This window comes from Staphylococcus sp. HMSC067F07, assembly GCF_001837405.1.
Taxonomy (GTDB): Bacteria; Bacillota; Bacilli; order Staphylococcales; family Staphylococcaceae; genus Staphylococcus; species Staphylococcus capitis.
The window spans coordinates 108229-128862 of the sequence record NZ_KV832212.1 but is presented as its reverse complement, the minus strand read 5'-3'; the positions used below and the strand labels follow the sequence as shown (position 1 = coordinate 128862).

Sequence of the window (20634 nt, the reverse complement as noted above, 5' to 3'; positions counted from 1 at the left end):
ATTACTCAGCACATTGGGAGGTTTAAGTCATGTCAGCTATTAGAAATATCGACGGACCAAAGGATTTTATTTTTAGAGTTTTATCAGGGGTAGCAATTGGAATTGTCGCAGGACTCGTTCCAAATGCGATTTTGGGAGAGATTTTTAAATATTTAATGCAATATCAGCCTATTTTTAAAACTTTACTAGGAGTCGTGCAAGCCATCCAATTTACTGTACCGGCCCTTATCGGTGCACTTATTGCTATGAAATTTAATTTAACACCATTGGCAATTGCCGTAGTTGCTAGTGCTTCTTATGTTGGAAGTGGTGCAGCTCAATTTAAAAATGGTGTATGGATCGTCGCAGGTATAGGGGACCTTATTAATACGATGATTACAGCTGCAATTGCAGTATTATTCATATTATTAATTGAAGAACGTGTAGGAAGTATGGCCCTGATAGTCTTTCCGACAATTGTAGGCGGCCTATCAGCAACGATAGGTATTTTTACATTACCTTATGTGAGATTAATTACTACAGGTATTGGAAATATGTTGAATAGCTTTACTGAATTACAGCCTGTCCTTATGAGTATGTTGATATCTATGGTATTTAGCTTTATTATTATATCGCCATTATCAACCGTCGCAATTGCAATGGCAATTGGCCTATCAGGTATTGCAGCTGGTTCGGCATCAATAGGTATTGCTGCTACAGAAGCTGTCCTTCTTATTGGTACGAGCCAAGTGAATCGCTTAGGCATTCCTTTATCAATTTTCTTTGGTGGCGTAAAAATGATGATGCCTAATATGGTCAAATATCCTGTGATTATGGTACCAATATTTATCACAGCAGCATTATCAGGTATCGCATCAGGTATCATTGGTATTGGTGGAACAAAGGAATCAGCGGGCTTCGGATTTATAGGTATGGTAGGACTTATTAATGCTTTTAAATTTATGCATGTTGATTCAGTATGGTTAAGTCTGTTACTGATTATAGTTGCGTTTTTTGTAGTGCCGTTTTTAATTGCTTGGATTTTAGATTTATTATTACGGAAAGTAATTCATCTATATCGTAATGATATATTTAAATTTATGGGATAGAGTAGAGTCTCTTCGATGTGTGATACATTGAGGAGATTTTTTCTGTGCTAAAATAAAAGTGTAAAATTGGATGTTTATTGTAATAAAAATATAGAGGGTGAAATCATGTCGCATCACATCGACACATTACAATTAAAAGTGGCACAGTTGAGTAGAAAGACCCATGAGTTAGGTATACCTGTCATGATCATTTTTGAAGGGATACCCGCGTCTGGTAAGACACGTTTATCAAATGATTTATTACTTCAATTAGACGCGAAGTATACAAACTTTATCGCTACGAAATCTCCAGAAACATACGATTTAAGATATCAATTTTTACAAAAATATTGGAATACTCTGCCACAAAAAGGTGACATCAACATTTATTTTAGAAGCTGGTATTCACATTATCTTGATTATAAGGAAAATAATATCAAACATCATCAATATGTTAATTATGATTCATTACTTAAACAAATTAGTAATTTCGAATCAATGTTGAAGAAAGATAATTATGAAATAATTAAGTTCTTTATAGAAATAAATGAAGAGAAACGTCAAGCTCATATTCAACAAACTAAAAGTAACCCGTTGATGAGATGGAAGGTTCAAGAATATGAGGAGGTAATACCCCAAGATGTTTATTTAAATGAAATGAGACGTATCATACACAATTGTAATGATTGGCAAATCATTGATTATACGGTTAGAGAACAAGCAATAACAAACATGTATCTAAATATAATAGAAAGATTAGAATATGCGCTTGAAAAATACCAAAAACATGAAGAATATATAGATGGAGAATTTAATAGTCATTTCTCAACGTCGTTATTTAATATTGAAGAATCTAAAATTAAGAAAAAAGATTACCAACATCAAATAGTAGAATTACAAACCCGTATGAGAGAAATTCAATTTGCGTTGTACAAACGTAAAATCCCTTTAGTTTTAGTATTCGAAGGTATGGATGCTGCAGGTAAGGGTGGGAATATTAAACGTATCAGAGAAAAGTTAGATCCGACTGGTTATGAAGTTAATGGAATCAGTGCGCCTACAGATGTTGAAAAGAATCATCATTATTTATGGAGATTCGCTAAAAAAATGCCTAAATCAGGACACATCGAAATTTTTGATCGCAGTTGGTATGGAAGAATATTGGTGGAACGAGTCGAAGGATTTGCAGAGCATCATGAATGGAAACACGCATATGATGAAATTAATCAGTTTGAGAGAATGTGGACGGATGAAGGTACCATAATTATCAAATTCTTTTTATGCTTAGATAAAGAAGAACAATTGCAACGTTTTAAAGATAGAGAACAAAATCCAAATAAGCAATGGAAAATTACAGACGAAGATTGGCGTAATAGAGAAAAATGGGATATGTATTTAGAAGCCAGTCAAGATATGATTAAGTATACGAATACGAAGTTAGCGCCATGGCATGTGATAAAAGCAGATCATAAAAAAACAAGTCGTCTCGAAGTTCTCAAAACGATTATTAAAAGATGCGAAGACGTTTTATAGATAAGAAAAAGTTGTATCAGAGGATGAATTTCAAGAATATTTCTTTGAAATTCATCTTTTTTACTTTTTTGTTGGGTCAAATTAGATTATAGAATTATTACGGTAGTGTAACAAAAATGAAATCTGTAATATTACAGACTATTTGAAAGTTGGGTCAAACCAACCTAAAAACTAATGTAAAACCACAAATACCAATGTAATTTTAAACAATTTTTAAGAAATTATATGTTACAAAGAGAAATGTTTTTGTTTCAAGATTACAAAATCAAACTTCTATTGTAATTTTTTGTAAGGAACGTGTAATATACAAACGAGATTTTTGTGGTATAGTGAATACCGTCAAAAGTTAACAAAAAACATTTTCAATGTAGCACAACGAAATCAAACACTTAGAATATAATTTACAAATTTTAATTTTAAAACATATTTGGAGGATTTTATATTATGAAAAAGACAGTTATCGCTTCATCATTAGCAGTATCTTTAGGAATTGCAGGTTATGCATTAACAGGTAACGAAGCTCACGCTTCTGAAACTACTAACGTAGATCAAGCTCACTTAGCTGATTTAGCTCAACACAACCCAGAACAATTAAACTCTAAACCAGTTCAAGCTGGTGCTTACGATATCCACTTCGTAAACAATGGTTTCCAATACAACTTCACTTCTAATGGTACTAACTGGTCATGGAACTATGCTCAAGTTGGTTCAACTACTCAATCATCAGCTGATTACACTAATTCATACAGCCAAGAAAGTTCAAACCAATCAGTAAGTTCAAACCAACAATCAAGCAATACAAGTGTTAAAGCTGTTTCAGCTCCAACTACTTCAACTCATAATTACAGCACTTCAACAACTTCATACTCAGCACCATCAAGCTCAGCTTCAACTGGTGGTTCTACTAAAGCTCAATTCTTAGCTGCTGGTGGTACTGAAGAATTATGGAACGCTATTGTAATGCCTGAATCAGGTGGTAACGTTAACGCTTCTAACGGTCAATACCATGGTTTAGGTCAAACTAACCAATCTTGGGGTTACGGTTCAGTATCTAACCAAACTAAAGGTATGATTAACTACGCTAAAGAACGTTATGGTTCAATCGGTAACGCAATTTCTTTCCGTCAATCTAACGGTTGGTGGTAAGATATAGTTTATAACTGGAAAGACAATTCGAGTTATAATCTTTGAGGATGACAATATGTCATCCTCTTTTTTTATGCAATTTTTTAGTAGTGTAGAATAACATGGCATTTGCGTTTCGCATCTGATATGAGAGGGAATATAATCGAATAACTATTTAAGGTTTTATTTGTAAATAGAAAGCTGTGAAAGTATGAAAGCTATTAAATCTATAACTCGCCTTATTATTTTGCACAGTCTATTTTGGTTTGTCGTTCAAATGTCTATTGCACATTTAGGTACACGTATCCCTAAATCATTTTTTGAAAAATATTCATGTTTATTTCGATCTTTTCAATGGGAAGAAAATGGTGAACTTTGGGATCATACTTTAAAGGTAAGTAAGTGGAAAAGATTGATACCTGAAGGTGCTCAAATTAATAAGGATATCTATGATAAAAGCAAGTTATCAGTAAATATTGAACAGACGCGTCGCTTATTATTGGAAATGAGACGTGCAGAATTGATACATTGGATTTCCATTTTATCTGTGTGGCTATTTGTTAAAGCTCCACGGTACATCAAAATGATTAACATTGCGTACGTAACGTTTAGCCATCTTCCAGTGATTGTAGCACAACGATATAATCGTCCAAGAATCGAACGTTTAATACGTATAATTGAAAAGCGAGGTAAGTAATATGACTCAATCCATCTTAGTTATTGGTGGTGGTTTAGGAGGGATATCCGCTGCTATTCGAATGGCTCAAAGTGGGTATAAAGTAACATTATTTGAGCAAAATAATCATATTGGTGGAAAGGTGAATCGTCTAGAGAAACAGGGTTTTAGCTTTGACTTAGGTCCATCTATTTTAACCATGCCATACATATTTGAGCGTCTTTTTAACTATAGCGGGAAAAATATGGCTGATTATATCGAAATTGAAAGATTGCCGTTACAATGGCGGAGTTTCTTTCCTGATGGTGAAATCATTGATCTATATGAAAATACTGAAGCAACTTTACTTAATAATTTGCAGTTAGGTCAAGAAGATAAGAAGGAACTCGACAATTATTTAAAATATACTAAGCGTATACATCGTTTTACTGAAAAGGGATATTTCAATTTTGGCTTAGATACGTTACGAGAAATTATAAAATATCATGGACCTTTTAAAGCATTGCGAGGTTTTGATTACTTTTCAACAATGCAACAAGCAATTCACCGTTATATTTCGAATCCAAAATTAAGAGATATGCTAGGTTACTTTATTAAGTATGTAGGTTCTTCTTCCTATGATGCACCTGCAGTTCTCTCAATGTTATTTCATATGCAACAAGAACAAGGATTATGGTATGTCAAAGGTGGAATTCATAAATTGGCACTAGCGCTAAAACAATTGGCTATTGAAGAAGGCGTGGACATACAAATGGGGGTTGCTGTTGAAAATATTAAAACGTATCATCAACGCGTTACGGGCGTACGTTTAAGTAGTGGGAAGTATGTTGAAGCGGATTATATAATTTCCAATATGGAGGTCATCCCTACCTATAGAGAGTTATTGCATTTTAATCAACAAAAAATTGACCAACTCGAAAGAACATATGAACCTGTTAGCTCAGGTTATGTATTACATTTAGGGATAGACAAATCCTATTCTCAACTTGCTCATCATAATTTCTTTTTCTCAAAGGACTCTAAGAAAAACTATGATGAAGTATTCCATCAAAAGGTATTACCTCAAGATCCGACAATCTATTTAGTAAATGTTAATAAAACGGATGAACAACAAGCGCCACAAGGATATGAAAATATTAAAGTCTTACCACATATACCCTATATTCAAGATAAACCATTTAAAAAAGAAGAATATGCAGCGTTTAAAGAACGTGTACTAACGAAATTAGAACGAATGGGACTGACTGATTTGAGAGCGCATATTATATATGAAGATATTTGGACGCCTGAGGATATCCAACATAATTATCGCTCAAATAGAGGGGCCATATATGGTGTAGTCGCAGATAAGAAGAAAAATAAAGGGTTTAAATTTCCTAAGCAAAGTGAGTACTTTTACAATCTCTTCTTTGTGGGAGGCTCTGTAAATCCAGGTGGAGGTATGCCAATGGTAACGTTAAGTGGCATGCAAGTTGCAGACAAAATTAATGCTATTGAAGCGGGAAGGAGTTAGAAAGAATTGAAACTTATACAACTCCTTTTATCATTAGCATCTGTTATTTCATTAATTTGTGGAAAATTTATATATAATAGAAGACATACATTATCTCGCTCGAAACATAGTACTATTCATAGCAATGAATTAACAGTTATTATACCAGCTAGAGATGAAGCGCAAAGGTTGCCACACTTGTTAAGATCTTTGACTAAGCAACATGGCATCTATGAAATTATAGTTATGGACGATGCGTCTCAAGATGGGACGAGTGAGGTTGCCAAAGCTTATGGAGCAACTGTTTATGAAACTAAAGAAGATAGCCAATGGTATGGTAAATCTCATGCGTGCTATCAAGGAGCCCAACATGTTCAAACGCCATTAATGATGTTTGTTGATGCAGATGTCATCTTTAATAGTCATGCTATTGAGGCGATATTAAATTCATTTGCTAAGCAAGGGAATCAAGGACTATTAAGTATTCAACCTTACCATGAGACTTTTAAATTTTATGAGAGTCTTTCGGCTATCTTTAATTTAATGACGATTGTCGGAATGAATCGATTTTCAAGTTTAGCGGGTAAATTTAATAATTATACGGCTTTTGGTCCTGTCACAATAATGAATAAAGAGGATTACTTTAAAACAGGTGGTCATAAAAACGCACGCAACACTATTATAGAAGGCTTTGCATTAGGAGAGGCATTTAGTCAATCTAACTTGCCTGTTACAGTATACGAAGGTAGTGAATATGTTAAGTTTCGCATGTATGAAGAAGGACTTCGCTCACTTATACAAGGATGGACAAAGCATTTTTCAGTAGGAGCCAATCAAACTGAACCTAAAGTAATGTTGGCGATTGTAATGTGGTTAATGGGCTCACTCACATCTACAATGGCTTTACTCCTTGGATGGATTGCTAAACCGATATCGTTAATATTTTCCGGAATTGTTTATATTTTATATACATGGGAATTTGTAAGTTTACATAGAAGAGTGGGTGCTTTTTCGATAATATTGCTCATTCTTCATCCAATTTTGTTTGTGTTCTTTATTATTATCTTTATAAACTCATGGCGACACGCTCATTTTTCAAAAAAGGTAAAATGGAAGGGTCGTACATTTGATATAAGTTGAATTTTAAACTAGGCCATTAAATTATAGGAGGAATTCCATGACATCGAATGAAAAAAACTTTAAATACTGCCATCAAATTATGAAAGAACATTCTAAAAGTTTTTCTTATGCTTTTGATTATTTACCTGAAAATGAACGCAAAGCAGTATGGGCGATTTATGCAGTATGTCGAATTATAGATGACAGTATTGACGTACATGAAAATCCTCAAATACTTAAAAATATACACGAAGATATTATAACTATCGAGAAAAATCATGACGTTGAAAACTACGAATTTAAAAGCAATCAAATGATTATGGAAGCTTTGTATACAGTTTCTCAAAATTTCACAATTGAATATCAATCTTTTTATAATCTCATTCAAACTGTATATGAAGACCAGGATTTTGAGATGTTTGAAACTGATGATGAATTATTAAACTATTGCTATGGCGTAGCAGGTACAGTGGGAGAAGTATTAACTCCTGTACTAGCAGAGCAACCAAATGAAGAAACGTATCGAATCGCGCGTAAACTAGGAGAAGCACTTCAAATAACCAATATTTTAAGAGACGTAGGAGAAGATTTTGAGAATGACAGAATTTACTTCAGTAAGTCGAGTTTGTCTCGATTTGATGTCTCTATTGAAAATAATTTTAACAATGGAGTGTCACAGCAATATATTGATTTATGGGAGCATCATGCGAAACTAGCTCAAGAAGACTATGATATTGCACTATCAAATCTTGGTGTTTTCAATAAAGAAGCGCAACCAATTATTGAATTAGCTTCAATTATTTACCGCGGCATATTAGATGAAGTGAGAAAAGCTTCCTATACATTACATCGTCGTGTCTACGTTTCTAAATTAGATAAGGTAAAAATGTATAAAACAATAAAAAAGAAATATCATTTATAGGTGGAATGTAGTATGAATATTGCTGTAATAGGAGCAGGCGTCACTGGATTAGCAGCGGCAGCAAGACTTGCTTCGCAAGGTAATAATGTAACAATTTTTGAAAAAAATGGGTATCCAGGTGGTCGAATGAGTCAATTCACTAAAGATGGCTTTACCTTTGATAAAGGTCCTTCTATCGTGATGATTCCCGAGGTATACAAGGCAGTATTTGAAGAAAGCGGTAAGAAATTTGAAGACTACGTAGATATGGAACAATTGCGCTATATTTATGATGTTTACTTTGGGAAAAATGACAAAGTAAGAGTACCTACTGATTTAGCCGAACTTCAAGAAACGCTTGAAAGTATTGAACCAGGTACGACACATGGGTTTATGTCATTTTTAACTGATGTTTACAAGCGATATGAAATTGCGCGCTATCATTTTTTAGAGAAAACATATAGAAAGGTTACGGATTTCTATAATGTAGATTCGCTTATTAAAGGTTTGAAATTAAAAACATTAAACAATGCTGATAATTTAATAGAAAATTATATTGATAATGAACGAATACAAAAATTATTAGCATTTCAAATGTTATATATAGGAATTGATCCAAAACGCGGCCCCTCTTTATACTCAATTATTCCTATGGTAGAAATGATGTTTGGTGTTCACTTTATTAAGGGGGGCATGTATGGATTAACACGTGGACTTGTTAAATTAAATAAAGATTTAGATGTGAATATTCAATTAAATTCTAATATAGAAGAAATCATCATCGACCCTAAATATAAGCGTGCTGATGGCGTAAGGGTTAATGGTCTTGTGCAACGATTTGATAAAGTATTATGTACAGCAGATTTTCCTTATGCAGCGGAAAAATTGATGCCTTCACATTCACCCGTAAAAAAATATAAACCTAGTAAAATTGAAAAATTAGATTATTCTTGTTCTGCATTTTTAATGTATATTGGTATTGATAAAGATGTGACTAGCGAGATGTTGCTACATAATGTCATTTTTTCCCAACAATTCCGACAAAACATAGATGAAATATTTAACGGTTCATTATCTGAAGATCCATCTATTTACGTTTATGTGCCAGCAGTTGGAGATCGGAGTATGGCACCTGAAGGTCAAACCGGTATCTATGTTTTAATGCCTACGCCAGAATTAAAAACAGATCATATTAATTGGAAAGATGAAAATGTGATTAGGAAAGTTAAAGATATTATCTATCGTCAATTAGAGACAATTGACGTATTAGAGGATGTAAAATCAAATGTTATATCTGAAACTGTTTATACACCAATCGATTTTGAAAATGATTATAATGCGAAGTTTGGTACAGCATTTGGTTTAATGCCGACATTAGCCCAAAGTAACTACTACAGACCTCCAAATGTTTCGAGAGATTACAAAGATTTATATTTTGCTGGAGCGAGTACACATCCTTGTGCCGGAGTACCTATTGTATTAACTAGCGCTAAAATTACTGTAAATGAAATGTTGAAAGATATAGACAATAATATTTAGTGAAAATTAGGAGTCATTCAATTTGAAAAAGAGTCCATAAATGTTTGAAAATAAATCATTCGTTTATGGATTTTTTATATATTTAGTGGGAATTTTTTTGCTGATTCATAATAATTACCGTTATTCTAGAATTAGGGAAAGGGAGATAATTAACTTCACTTATCTGAAAATTGTTAATATTGACATAATTAATCTTGTTGATAAAATTGATAATAATAAGAGGATTGAGATTTAATAAAGGGGGCTTATAATGGTAATTTCAAATAGACTTGCTACAATCCCTGATAGTTATTTCGGAAAGACAATGGGGCGTAAAGTTGAACATGGATCTCTTCCGCTTATTAATATGGCGGTAGGAATTCCCGATGGAGAAACACCTAAAGGTATTATTGACCATTTTTCTGAAGCGTTACGTATTCCTGAGAATCAAAAGTATGGTGCTTTTCACGGGAAAGAGTCTTTTAAAGAAGCCATTGTAAATTTTTATGAACGACAATATGGTGTCACACTTCATAAAGACGAAGAAGTTTGCATTTTATATGGCACTAAAAATGGTTTAGTTGCATTACCAACGTGTGTAGTCAATCCTGGCGAAACGGTGCTTTTACCAGATCCAGGATATACTGATTATTTAGCTGGCGTCATGTTAGCAGATGCTAACCCTGTACCCCTAGAACTAGAGCCACCAGATTATCTACCTGATTGGAATAAAATTGATCCACAAGTTTTAAAAGACACTAAATTAATTTATTTAACGTACCCTAATAATCCTACTGGTTCTACAGCTACACAATCCGTATTTGATGAAGCAGTACAACGATTTAAAGATACAGATACTAAAATTGTACATGACTTTGCATATAGTGCCTTTGGGTTTGATGATAAAAACCCAAGTATTCTTGCATCGGAACATGGTAAAGATGTCGCTATCGAAATCTTTTCCTTATCCAAAGGATATAATATGTCAGGATTTAGAGTCGGATTTGCTGTAGGAAATAAAGACATGATTCAAGCTTTGAAAAAGTATCAAACACATACTAATGCTGGCATGTTTGGAGCATTACAAGATGCCGCCACGTATGCTTTAAATAATTATGATGATTTTTTGATACAACAAAATGAAACATTTAGACGAAGACGTGACACATTTGAAGCAAAACTTAAAGAAGCAAAATTACCATTTGTTCATTCTAAAGGTGGTATCTATTCTTGGTTGCGTACGCCACAAGGGTATAATAGTGAACAATTTGAAACGTTTTTATTGCAAGAGAAATCTATTTTAGTAGCACCAGGTATACCTTTTGGGAAAAACGGCAAGCATTATGTGCGTATTTCTCTTGCATTAGACGATAAGCAACTAGAAGAAGCTACAGAGAGATTAACAGACCTTGCCAACATGTATAATGGCTAAATGTTAATCAGAGGGGATGATTGAGAATGACTAAAATTATGAGTGTTAGAGATGAGGATTTACCTTATATTGAAGAATGGTCTAAGCGTAATAATATAGAAGTTGATTTATCAAGAGAGCAACTAACAGAAGATAATGTCGAGACAGTTTCAGGTAGTGACGGTCTCTCATTATCTCAAACTTTACCTATCTCTGAAGAAATTTATAAGAAGTTAGAATCATTTGGGATAAAACAAATCGCTCAAAGAAGTGCTGGATTTGATGATTATGATTTAGACTTAGCGACTAAATATAATCTAATTATTTCCAATGTGCCGTCATATTCACCACGTAGTATTGCTGAATTTGCGGTTACTCAAGCTGTTAATGTCGTACGTTATTCAAATCGCATTCAAAATAAGATGCAAGAGTACGATTTTAGATGGGAACCATCGATTTTATCGCAGTCTGTGAGTGATTTAAAAGTTGCTGTAATTGGTACTGGACGTATAGGTAGTATTGTAGCTCAAATATTTGCCGAAGGATATCGTAGTGAAGTAGTAGCATATGATCCATTTCCGAATGAAAATGTGGCTAAGTATGTAACTTACAAAGATACTTTGCAAGAAGCGATTGAAGAAGCGGATATTGTGACTGTGCATATTCCAGCTACAAAATATAATCATCATTTGTTTAATGAGGCTTTATTTAGTTACTTCAAAAAGGGCTCGGTATTCGTAAATTGTGCAAGAGGTTCTTTAGTTGATACTCAAGCACTGATATCGGCGTTAGACCAAGGGCGATTAAAGGGAGTTGCCTTAGATACTTATGAACTTGAAGTAGGTGTATTTACAACAGACCGACGTGGAGAAGATTTGAACGATGAATTATTAAACTCATTAATACAAAGGGAAGATATTATTATAACACCGCATATTGCTTTCTATACTGAAGCAGCAGTGGAGAATCTTATTGTTGATGCCTTAGATGCTGCTATGGATGTCATAAATACTGGAGATACTCGTCTGAGAGTGAATTAGTTAAAATGAGCTTTTATAAGAATAACACTAACTATGATTCAACAACATATAAAGGATGGAACAACAATGCAAATCACTATACTTGGTTTTAACATATTTGCCAAAGGGGGAACTTCTAGAAGTAATATCAATTTAATTAAAGCTTTTTTGAAAAATGAACATACAGTTAACTATTTTAATTATAAAAAATTCGATCAAGCACAGAAAGATTTACTAATCCAAGAGGAAGACTTAGCGAACAATTCAGTTGATATTTTTTATTTAAACAACTTAAAGCAATTAGCAAAAACTCAATTATTAATTATTACTAGAGAAGCATTTTTTAAATATTCGAGATTAATTAAAAAATATAACCCCAAAATAAAAATTGTTGGAGAAATACATGGACCACTAAAGTATATTACTGAAGATATAGATCTTTCGTTAGATACAATTGACTGTGTGAGAATAAGTACTAAAAGTATAAAATCGGATTTTATTAAAAGGTTTAATTATAAAAATGTTTTTAACCAATACGTGAATACTGAACACATTCCCATTGATAAAATTACCAAAAATACACATAAACATTTTTTAATTAAATCACGATTTGAGGATGAAGTTAAAGATATTTCGTACGCGATAAAATTATTTAATTACATAATAAAAAATAAAAATACGATAAATATCAGACTCAATATTATTGGTTATGGCCCATCAGAAACATTATATAAAAACTTGGTTAACTACTATAATCTGAATAAATACGTCTACATTAATGGGTACCAACCTCAGAATTATATTTATATTTCTACATCCCCTTATGAAACGCTTGGTTATTCTATTATTGAATCGATTTTTAAAGGTAACAGAGCATTGATATATGGTGGAGATGATGGACTTCTAAAAGAAATTTATCAATCATATCATTGTACTGAATTTTTAACTAAAGACATTGAAAAAGATTGTGAGATTTTATTAGCATTTGCACAAAAAAATTATAATGATAAAGAAAGAATAGAAGACTGTGAAATGCTACAAGAAAAATTTAATTACAAAAATTATGCCGAAACTTACTTAAAAAATATAGATATTGCTATTAATTCTAAGGAAGTTAGGTTTAATAGTAATTACAAACTCGCAGTAGCAAGAAAAAGTAAGTTGAAAAAGGATAAAAATGAAGTTACTTTAAAAGAAAGAGCTAGACAATGTTATCAATGTATAAGAAAAGTATTTCATGTTATACATAGACCATTTTATCTTAGAAAATTAAATAAAATTAAACCTAGTAAAAAATATGTATTTATAGAATGTTTTCATGGTAAATCATTTAGTGGTGATCCGAAATATATTGCACATGCAATTCGTCGTCTGTATCCTGAAAAAGAGATTTTCGTAAGTTCTGTCAATGCATTAGTCGACATGGAAATAAGAGAGAATGGGTTTATCCCAACAAGACTCTCAAGTGACGATTATGTTAATAAATTTCGTAGAAGTAAATATATATTTATAAATGGTAATGCTATTGATAAAGTGTATAAACATCGAAATCAGGTTTTTGTAGAAACTTGGCACGGTCTACCTATGAAGAAAATGGTTAATGATCTTAATAACAAGAAAGAACGTATGATTCAGTTGAAAAATTTTCTTCCTAGAATGAAAAAGTGGGACTATTTATTAGTTTCTTCAGATTTAAATAAGAAATTATTTGAGTCTGCTTTCCAAACCTCTAAAAATCCTAAGTTAAACATCCTTAATTATGGTGCGCCTAGAAATACGTATTTATTAAAAAATAATACACTTGAAGAACAAAATAGAATTAAACTTAAATACCTATTTAAGTTATCTGATAAAAAGAAATATATCTTATACTGTCCAACATGGAGAAGAAACGAAAGGGAAACAATTACTAATATAGATATCGAGAAATTAATAGATTATTTGCCTACAGAGTATGATATTATTATTAAACTTCACCCAAATGAAGGGGCTCTACGTAAATGCTACAGTCATATTAATGAACGCGTGCATTGTTTCTTTAATGAATTAGTTGATATCCAAGAGTTATATTTAATCAGTGAATGTATTATAACCGATTATTCGTCAACCATTTTTGATTATGCGCATTTAAATAAACCAATTATATTATTGCAAGAAGATGAAGAGCTATACCAAAAAGAAACTGGCTACTACTTTAATATATTCGATTATGGTAGTTTTACTATAGGCAGTAAGAACGAAGAGCTGTTAGCTCAACAAATCGTGGAACATGAAAGTGTTGACTATTCCAGATTGATTAACTTATTAATGACTAACGATTCAACGGATAGTTGCGAAAAGATATTAAAAGAGATTTTTGAAATATAATAAAAAATATAAATGCCTCAGTAAGATTTTACCTATCTTTCTGAGGCATTTATATTTAATAACTATTTTGCATCATAGCCTTGATCTTCAATAGCATCTTTCATTTGTGTGATGTTCACTTTTGAATCATCAAATTCTACACGAACGTTATTTTCTTCTAAATTAACTTCGGCAGATTGTACACCGTTTAAGTTTGCTAATGCTGATTCAACTGAATTTTTGCAATGTTGACAGCTCATACCTTCTACTTGAATTATTTCTTGAGTCATAAGACTTCACTCCTTTATCGATATCTTCATCTATATTATAATCTTAAAACGCTATTCCGATTAATGAAAGTAATGGTAATCGGGAATTTATAATTTTATCTTTTTAAGACGCAGTGCGTTTGTCACTACGCTAACTGAACTCAATGCCATGGCTGCTCCGGCTATCCAAGGCGCAAGTAAACCTAAAGCGGCTATAGGAATACCTGCGACATTGTATCCAAATGCCCAAAATAAGTTTTGACGTATATTGCGAATTGTTGCTTTACTAGCTTTTATAGCTTTAGGGAGTAGTAGTAAATCACCACCAAGAATTGTAATATCTGCAGCCTCAATAGCTACTTCAGTACCTGTACCTATTGCAATTCCAATGTCAGCTTTAACTAAAGCAGGTGCATCATTGACACCGTCGCCAACCATAGCAACATTTCGTCCTTCTTTTTGTAATAGAGCTATTTGTTCAGCTTTTTCTTCAGGTAACACATCAGAGATAACACGGTCTATACCTACTTCTTTAGCAATTGCTTGTGCCGTTTGTTTGTTGTCTCCAGTGAGCATGACTACTTCAATATTCATATTTTGTAAATGATTAATGGCTTGTTTTGCAGTATCTTTAACAGTATCAGCAACAGCAATAATACCTTTCAGTTCATGTTCAATTGCAATTACCATTGCAGTTTGACCATGTTGTTCATATTGAATTAATTTGTTATTGAGTTCTTGAGTTATATTGATGTCATAGTTATGCATTAACTTTCTGTTTCCAACTAAAATACGATGACCATTTATTGTCGCTTCAATACCCAGGCCAGGTACAGCTTTGAAAGTTTCGTTGCCTAAAAGTGTTAAGTTTTGATCTTTAGCATAATTGACGATGGCTTCAGCTAAAGGATGTTCAGATGCATTTTCAGCACTAGCTAACAGCTGAAGTGTATCTTGATCGCCAACATAATCTGTAACTTTTGGTTTACCATTAGTGATGGTACCTGTTTTATCTAATACAATAGTGTCTATATGGTGAGCTCGTTCTACAAATTCGCCGCCTTTGAATAAAATACCATTTTCAGCCGCGCGACCAGTACCTACCATAATAGATGTAGGCGTTGCTAAACCAAGTGCACAAGGACATGCAATGACTAGTACTGATATCGCAGCAAGCAACGCAGGTTCAAATTGACCAAAATGAATGAAAATAATCCAAATAATAAATGTAATCAATGAAATACCAACAACCACAGGTACGAAATAACCTGAAATGATGTCCGCTAATCTTTGAATTGGTGCTTTAGAACTTTGTGCTTCCTCAACGACTTTAATAATATTTGCTAATGCAGTGTCACTGCCCACTTTAGTAGCTTTTATGATCAAAGAACCATTTTTATTTAGTGTAGAGCCAATTACTGCATCTCCGATTGTCTTTTCAACTGGAATAGATTCACCAGTTAACATGGATTCATCGATGGAGGTGCTTCCTTTGATAATCTCACCGTCTACAGGAACCTTTTCACCAGGTTTAATTACTAAAGTATCTCCCACTATAACTTCATTAAGAGGAACCATCATCTCTTGATTATCTTTTAATACTCGAGCTTCTTTAGCTTGTAAACTTAATAATTCGCCCAATGCATTGGTAGTCTGAGATTTAGCACGTGCCTCTAAATACTTCCCAAATAGAATGAGCGTAATCAAAATAGCACTTGTTTCAAAATATAAGTGAGGTTCATTCACTTTATTTAGTAACCATCGGATCATTTCATAAATACTGTAAAAGTATGCCGCGCTTGTGCCGAGAGACACCAAAACATCCATGTTGGCAGAACCATTGCGTAGGTTCTTATAGGCACCTACATAAAATTGCCAACCTATAATAAATTGTACAGGTGTAGCTAGAATGAGTTGTATCCATGGATTCATTATAGTTTCTAGTAAATGAACAGGAAATACATGAATGAGCATTACAAGTAAAAGTGGTGCAGATAAGATTGCTGAAATCATTAATTTAGTTCGTTTTAATTTTAATTCTTGTTCTTTTCGAGATGACTTTTCTAAATTATTATTTGTGATTGGTTTAGCATCGTAACCTAATTTATGAATTCTTTGAATAAGTTGATCCGTATTCGTTGTACTAGGGTAAAATTCAATTAATGCTTGTTCAGTTGTCAAATTGACTGTTGCATTTTGAACGCCGTCCATTTTGTTAAGAACTTTCTCTATACGATTCGAGCAGGCTGCACATGTCATCCCAGTAATATCTAATTCTTGTTTTTCAGTTGCAACATCATAACCTAATTTCTTGATTTGTTCTACAAATGCTTCTGGTTGATATTCATCGGCATTATATTCAATTGTTGCCTTTTCAGTTGTTAGATTCACTTGAGCTGTAACATCGTCTAATCGATTTAATTTCTTCTCTATTCGGTTAGAGCACGCAGCACATGTCATTCCGGTAATATCCAATGTGGTAGTTTTATTAGACAAAGGTATACCTTCTTTCTGCGTTTTTCTTAATTTCAATATACCCCCTATAGGTATTAAAGTCAATTTAATAGTTTCTAACTTTTAGTAATAAAAAAACGCGCACATCATCAAATGTCGATGAGGTACGCGTCTATAATCTATATTTAAGAAATTGTTTTACAATCATGAATGATAGAGGGATAAAAAATAGTTGAATATTTGTTATATCGTTAGTAAATGTTTATTAGATTGTTATTTCAATTTCGATTTATAAATAATCAATTCATTTCTTAGAAAAAGTCTGATGGGTTCAAGTTTTCTAGATCTAAATTTTTAAAATTATTGAAATCTAAATTTGAGATGTCTTGAACTAGCTCACCACTTTTAGCTTGTTCATAATAATAGCTGGCTTCGTTAAGGATATCGTGGTCTTGAAAAGTTTTAACTATTCCTAAGATGATAAGTACTGAGATAACTCCTTTTAGTAATGTTTTCATAATGGTGGCTCCTTTGTTTCTTTCTTAATATATAGTATATGTGATTTTTTTCTAAGGGTCATGAGCCTATAGTATTGAGATACTATCGTACTTTAGAACTATCTTAATAAATAAAATCTCTATGTGGTAGTGTAAGTGTTTGCTTGTTGTGCGATATGGGAATGTGTTTTGTAAGTATAGAGGAGGTTGATTTTTAGTGAGTTTATTAGATTTTCATAAAGAAATAAAAGGCTACACTCAAGATAGACAGCCTGGTATAGAAGCGGACATGAATCCTAAGCCAGTAGCTGAATTAGATGAATATAAAGCAGCAGGTAAATTAAAAGGCAAAGTTGCTTTAATTACTGGTGGCGACTCTGGTATTGGTCGTTCCGTAGCAATACTATATGCTAAAGAGGGAGCAAATGTTGCTATAGGTTATTATGATGAACATCAAGATGCTGAAGACACTGTTAAACGTTTAAAAGAATTAGGCGTAGATGCAAAAGCATATGCACATGATTTAAAAGACGAGCAACAATCTAAAAAACTCATTGATGATGTTGTTAAAGATTTTGGTAGTTTAAATATTTTAGTAAATAATGGTGGTGTTCAATTCCCACGAGATAATTTTGAGGATATTACGCCTGATCAAGTCAAAGAGACGTTTATGACGAACATTTTTGGAATGATGTTCTTATCGCAAGCAGCTGTTCCACATCTTTCAAAAGGTGACGCAATTATTAACACTACTAGTGTAACGGCTTATAGAGGTTCAGGTCATCTTATTGATTACTCTGCGACAAAAGGTGCGATAGTGTCATTTACTCGCTCTCTTGCGACAACATTAATGGAAAAAAGTATTCGAGTTAACGCTGTAGCACCAGGACCTATATATACTCCATTAATCCCATCTACATTTGATGAGGAAAAGGTTGAAAATCAAGGTGGAGATACGCCAATGGGTCGCCGAGGCCAACCAGCAGAGCTAGCTCCTTCATATGTGTTCTTAGCAACTCAAGCAGATAGTTCATATATTACAGGACAAGTCATTCATGTTAATGGTGGAGATTATATTACGACATAAATATAAATATGTTTAGAGGCTGAGATATGAATGATTATCTCAGCTTTATTTAGTATATTGTTATTTGAATTGAGGGATAGTCATGACTGAAAAGGAAAAAATGTTAGCACATCAGTGGTACGATGCTAATTTTGATGATGAGTTGAAAGAGGATAGGTTACAAGCAAAAGAGTTATGCTTTGAATATAACCACACACGCCCTAGTAATGTTAAAAAACGCAACGCAATAATGGAGAAATTATTCGGCTATAAACTTGAGAATGTGGGGATTTCAATCCCGTTTGATACAGATTATGGATGGAATATTAAGTTCGGAAAAAATGTATTTATTAATACCAATTGTTATTTAATGGACGGCGGTGGCATCACGTTTGGAGATAATGTATTTATAGGTCCTAACTGTGGATTTTACACTGCTACACATCCACTTAATTTTGAGGAACGTAATAAAGGGCTAGAACTAGCAGAACCCATTGTAGTAGGAAGTAACACTTGGTTTGGGGGACATGTGTCTGTGTTGCCTGGGGTGACGATAGGTGAAGGAACCGTTATTGGTGCAGGAAGTGTAGTAACCAAAGATATACCCCCTCATTGCTTAGCAGTAGGTAATCCTTGTAAAGTGATTAGAAAGATTGAGCAGTAATATTAAAAAAACAACGAATAGCCCATAAATGTACTATGATTTCATTTATGGGCTATATTGCTTATTCTATTATAAACTCTAATTTTTAAATGTACATTCTCATGATTTTAGCTTAGTCTTTTAATTTTAAAAATGAGATAAAGCTCTTCATTCTTGATCTTAATCCATAAGATTATTTTTGTAACTTTTATAAACGGCAGTGTAGTTAACTTTTCCTATACCACCTACAATATATTTTCCAAATTTAAATAAATTAAAAACGTATCCAACTGTAATAGCTAGAGATAATGTAACTATAGTATTGAATATTACATTTTTAATTGGGTTATGGCTTAATAATCCTAAATCATGCACAAAAAAATAATGAACTAAGTAGATACAATAGGAGTAATTACTTATAAATACAATAAACTTAGGTACATACTTAATATAGGAAGAAAAGAGGAAAAATAATAAAATAATCATTGTTACATAAATAGGTGTATCTATTCTTTTAGATTCTACCCATGTGCTAATACCAAGTAAATAATTTGAAAACATGAAAAGAATTGATAGAAATGCTCCAATAATTATATGAATAGAGTAATTTTTTATTCTTTCCATAAATACTTCATAGTAAGTGCCTATATAGAAACTGAGTAAAAAATAGCTTAACCAACCTATGAAAATCATCCATCCCTCTCGATCCCAAATAGCTGCTATTATAGGATTATCAGGAGGCGATACAAAGGATCTCATAGCCCAATACATTGTGGTGATAAAAATTGATATAACAATCATCCCAATTGGATTCAAACCAATTAGATATTTAGAAAATAGCCAATGTAGTATATAAAATTGAAAAATAATAACTATAAAATATGTAACAGCCCCTCCATGAAACATTGTTTCTTTAACATGGAATAAACATTCATGTAAATTATTTGGACTAAAGAAAAAATAAGAAATACTTAAATTAATAATAATGTAGGGTATGCACAAATAAATCAATTTATTTTTGAAGAAGCCCTTTTTTAATTTTGAGCCATAATTTTTTGCTAGTAAAAATTCTGATATAAAAACGAACATTGGCGTACTAAACATTAATAATAATTGGAATAGACGAAGTGATGTACTATGAGGGACGGAATGCATTTTTGAAAAAGTGGTAGTAATAGAGTGAATGATTACTATACTTAAACACGCGATGGCGCGCATCCAAAAAATTACTGATGTATAAGTTTTCATATGTTTATACCTTTCTGAATTTATTTATTTTTTAGAATATAGGGCTCAACCATTAATTCTATACAATAATTTTCTTATTTTCAACAAGTTTTTTACTAAACAAAATAATTGAAATGCATAAAATTGTAAATTTAATCATAAAAAGACACATTAACTCCAAATTATTTTTAAGACTTTTCAGATAATATAAATGTAAGCGATTGCAAAACCGGGTGTGAACATAGTAGAATAAGGTAAATGATATGAACTA

General features: G+C 32.6%; 17 protein-coding genes. 13 read left to right on the top strand and 4 right to left on the bottom strand.

All coding sequences use genetic code 11. From position 1 onward, the window contains the following. Positions 1–29: 29 nt before the first annotated feature. The 11 genes from HMPREF2706_RS01420 to HMPREF2706_RS01365 all read left to right on the top strand — a co-directional run bounded on the left by HMPREF2706_RS01420 (position 30) and on the right by HMPREF2706_RS01365 (position 14228). Complete coding sequence (locus tag HMPREF2706_RS01420; RefSeq protein ID WP_070862149.1) at positions 30–1088, top strand: PTS sugar transporter subunit IIC; 1059 nt, start codon at positions 30–32, stop codon at positions 1086–1088. Positions 1089–1193: 105 nt separating this feature from the next. Continuing rightward, on the top strand, positions 1194–2600 hold the full coding sequence (locus tag HMPREF2706_RS01415) for a phosphate--AMP phosphotransferase (RefSeq protein WP_070862148.1): 1407 nt from the start codon (positions 1194–1196) through the stop codon (positions 2598–2600). Between the two features lie 444 nt (positions 2601–3044). Then, positions 3045–3746 carry an aggregation-promoting factor C-terminal-like domain-containing protein gene (locus tag HMPREF2706_RS01410; protein WP_030058720.1) on the top strand — a complete coding sequence of 234 codons (702 nt, stop codon included), beginning with the start codon at positions 3045–3047 and terminating at the stop codon, positions 3744–3746. A gap of 190 nt (positions 3747–3936) precedes the next feature. Continuing rightward, positions 3937–4422: a glycosyl-4,4'-diaponeurosporenoate acyltransferase CrtO family protein gene (locus HMPREF2706_RS01405; protein ID WP_049427843.1), complete on the top strand. Its 486-nt coding sequence runs from the start codon at positions 3937–3939 to the stop codon at positions 4420–4422. 1 nt (position 4423) lies between these two features. Continuing rightward, entirely contained in the window at positions 4424–5914 is a 1491-nt protein-coding gene (locus HMPREF2706_RS01400) for a phytoene desaturase family protein (RefSeq protein WP_070862147.1), read from the top strand. Between the two features lie 6 nt (positions 5915–5920). Beyond that, the gene (locus HMPREF2706_RS01395) at positions 5921–7033 is read left to right on the top strand and encodes a glycosyltransferase family 2 protein (protein WP_030058726.1); all 1113 of its coding nucleotides are present in this window, start codon (positions 5921–5923) and stop codon (positions 7031–7033) included. A 37-nt stretch (positions 7034–7070) separates the two neighbouring features. Then, complete coding sequence (locus HMPREF2706_RS01390; protein ID WP_030058728.1) at positions 7071–7934, top strand: phytoene/squalene synthase family protein; 864 nt, start codon at positions 7071–7073, stop codon at positions 7932–7934. Positions 7935–7946: 12 nt separating this feature from the next. Next, a complete protein-coding gene (locus tag HMPREF2706_RS01385; RefSeq protein WP_070862146.1) occupies positions 7947–9452 on the top strand; it encodes a phytoene desaturase family protein in 1506 nt (501 codons plus the stop codon). Between the two features lie 250 nt (positions 9453–9702). Further along, on the top strand, positions 9703–10863 hold the full coding sequence (locus tag HMPREF2706_RS01375; RefSeq protein ID WP_049427848.1) for an aminotransferase class I/II-fold pyridoxal phosphate-dependent enzyme: 1161 nt from the start codon (positions 9703–9705) through the stop codon (positions 10861–10863). 26 nt (positions 10864–10889) lie between these two features. Continuing rightward, entirely contained in the window at positions 10890–11882 is a 993-nt protein-coding gene (locus tag HMPREF2706_RS01370; protein WP_049427850.1) for a D-lactate dehydrogenase, read from the top strand. A gap of 66 nt (positions 11883–11948) precedes the next feature. Then, positions 11949–14228: a CDP-glycerol glycerophosphotransferase family protein gene (locus tag HMPREF2706_RS01365; protein WP_070862145.1), complete on the top strand. Its 2280-nt coding sequence runs from the start codon at positions 11949–11951 to the stop codon at positions 14226–14228. Positions 14229–14290: 62 nt separating this feature from the next. Here the strand turns inward: HMPREF2706_RS01365 and copZ are convergent, their stop codons facing one another. From copZ to HMPREF2706_RS01350, 3 genes are all read right to left on the bottom strand, one after another. Further along, entirely contained in the window at positions 14291–14497 is a 207-nt protein-coding gene (gene copZ, locus HMPREF2706_RS01360; RefSeq protein WP_030058741.1) for a copper chaperone CopZ, read from the bottom strand. 87 nt (positions 14498–14584) lie between these two features. Next, complete coding sequence (locus HMPREF2706_RS01355; protein WP_229346803.1) at positions 14585–16936, bottom strand: heavy metal translocating P-type ATPase; 2352 nt, start codon at positions 16934–16936, stop codon at positions 14585–14587. 305 nt (positions 16937–17241) lie between these two features. Next, positions 17242–17448 carry a hypothetical protein gene (locus HMPREF2706_RS01350; RefSeq protein WP_002432535.1) on the bottom strand — a complete coding sequence of 69 codons (207 nt, stop codon included), beginning with the start codon at positions 17446–17448 and terminating at the stop codon, positions 17242–17244. A gap of 196 nt (positions 17449–17644) precedes the next feature. Here HMPREF2706_RS01350 and HMPREF2706_RS01345 point away from each other — a divergent pair, with 196 nt between their 5' ends. After that, positions 17645–18514: an SDR family oxidoreductase gene (locus HMPREF2706_RS01345; protein ID WP_002432492.1), complete on the top strand. Its 870-nt coding sequence runs from the start codon at positions 17645–17647 to the stop codon at positions 18512–18514. Between the two features lie 82 nt (positions 18515–18596). Continuing rightward, entirely contained in the window at positions 18597–19157 is a 561-nt protein-coding gene (locus tag HMPREF2706_RS01340; RefSeq protein WP_030058745.1) for a sugar O-acetyltransferase, read from the top strand. Positions 19158–19316: 159 nt separating this feature from the next. On the opposite strand, the gene HMPREF2706_RS01335 is transcribed toward HMPREF2706_RS01340, so the two are convergent. Next, positions 19317–20384, bottom strand: a complete 1068-nt coding sequence (locus HMPREF2706_RS01335) for an acyltransferase family protein (protein ID WP_070862144.1) — start codon at positions 20382–20384, stop codon at positions 19317–19319. Positions 20385–20634 lie beyond the last annotated feature (250 nt).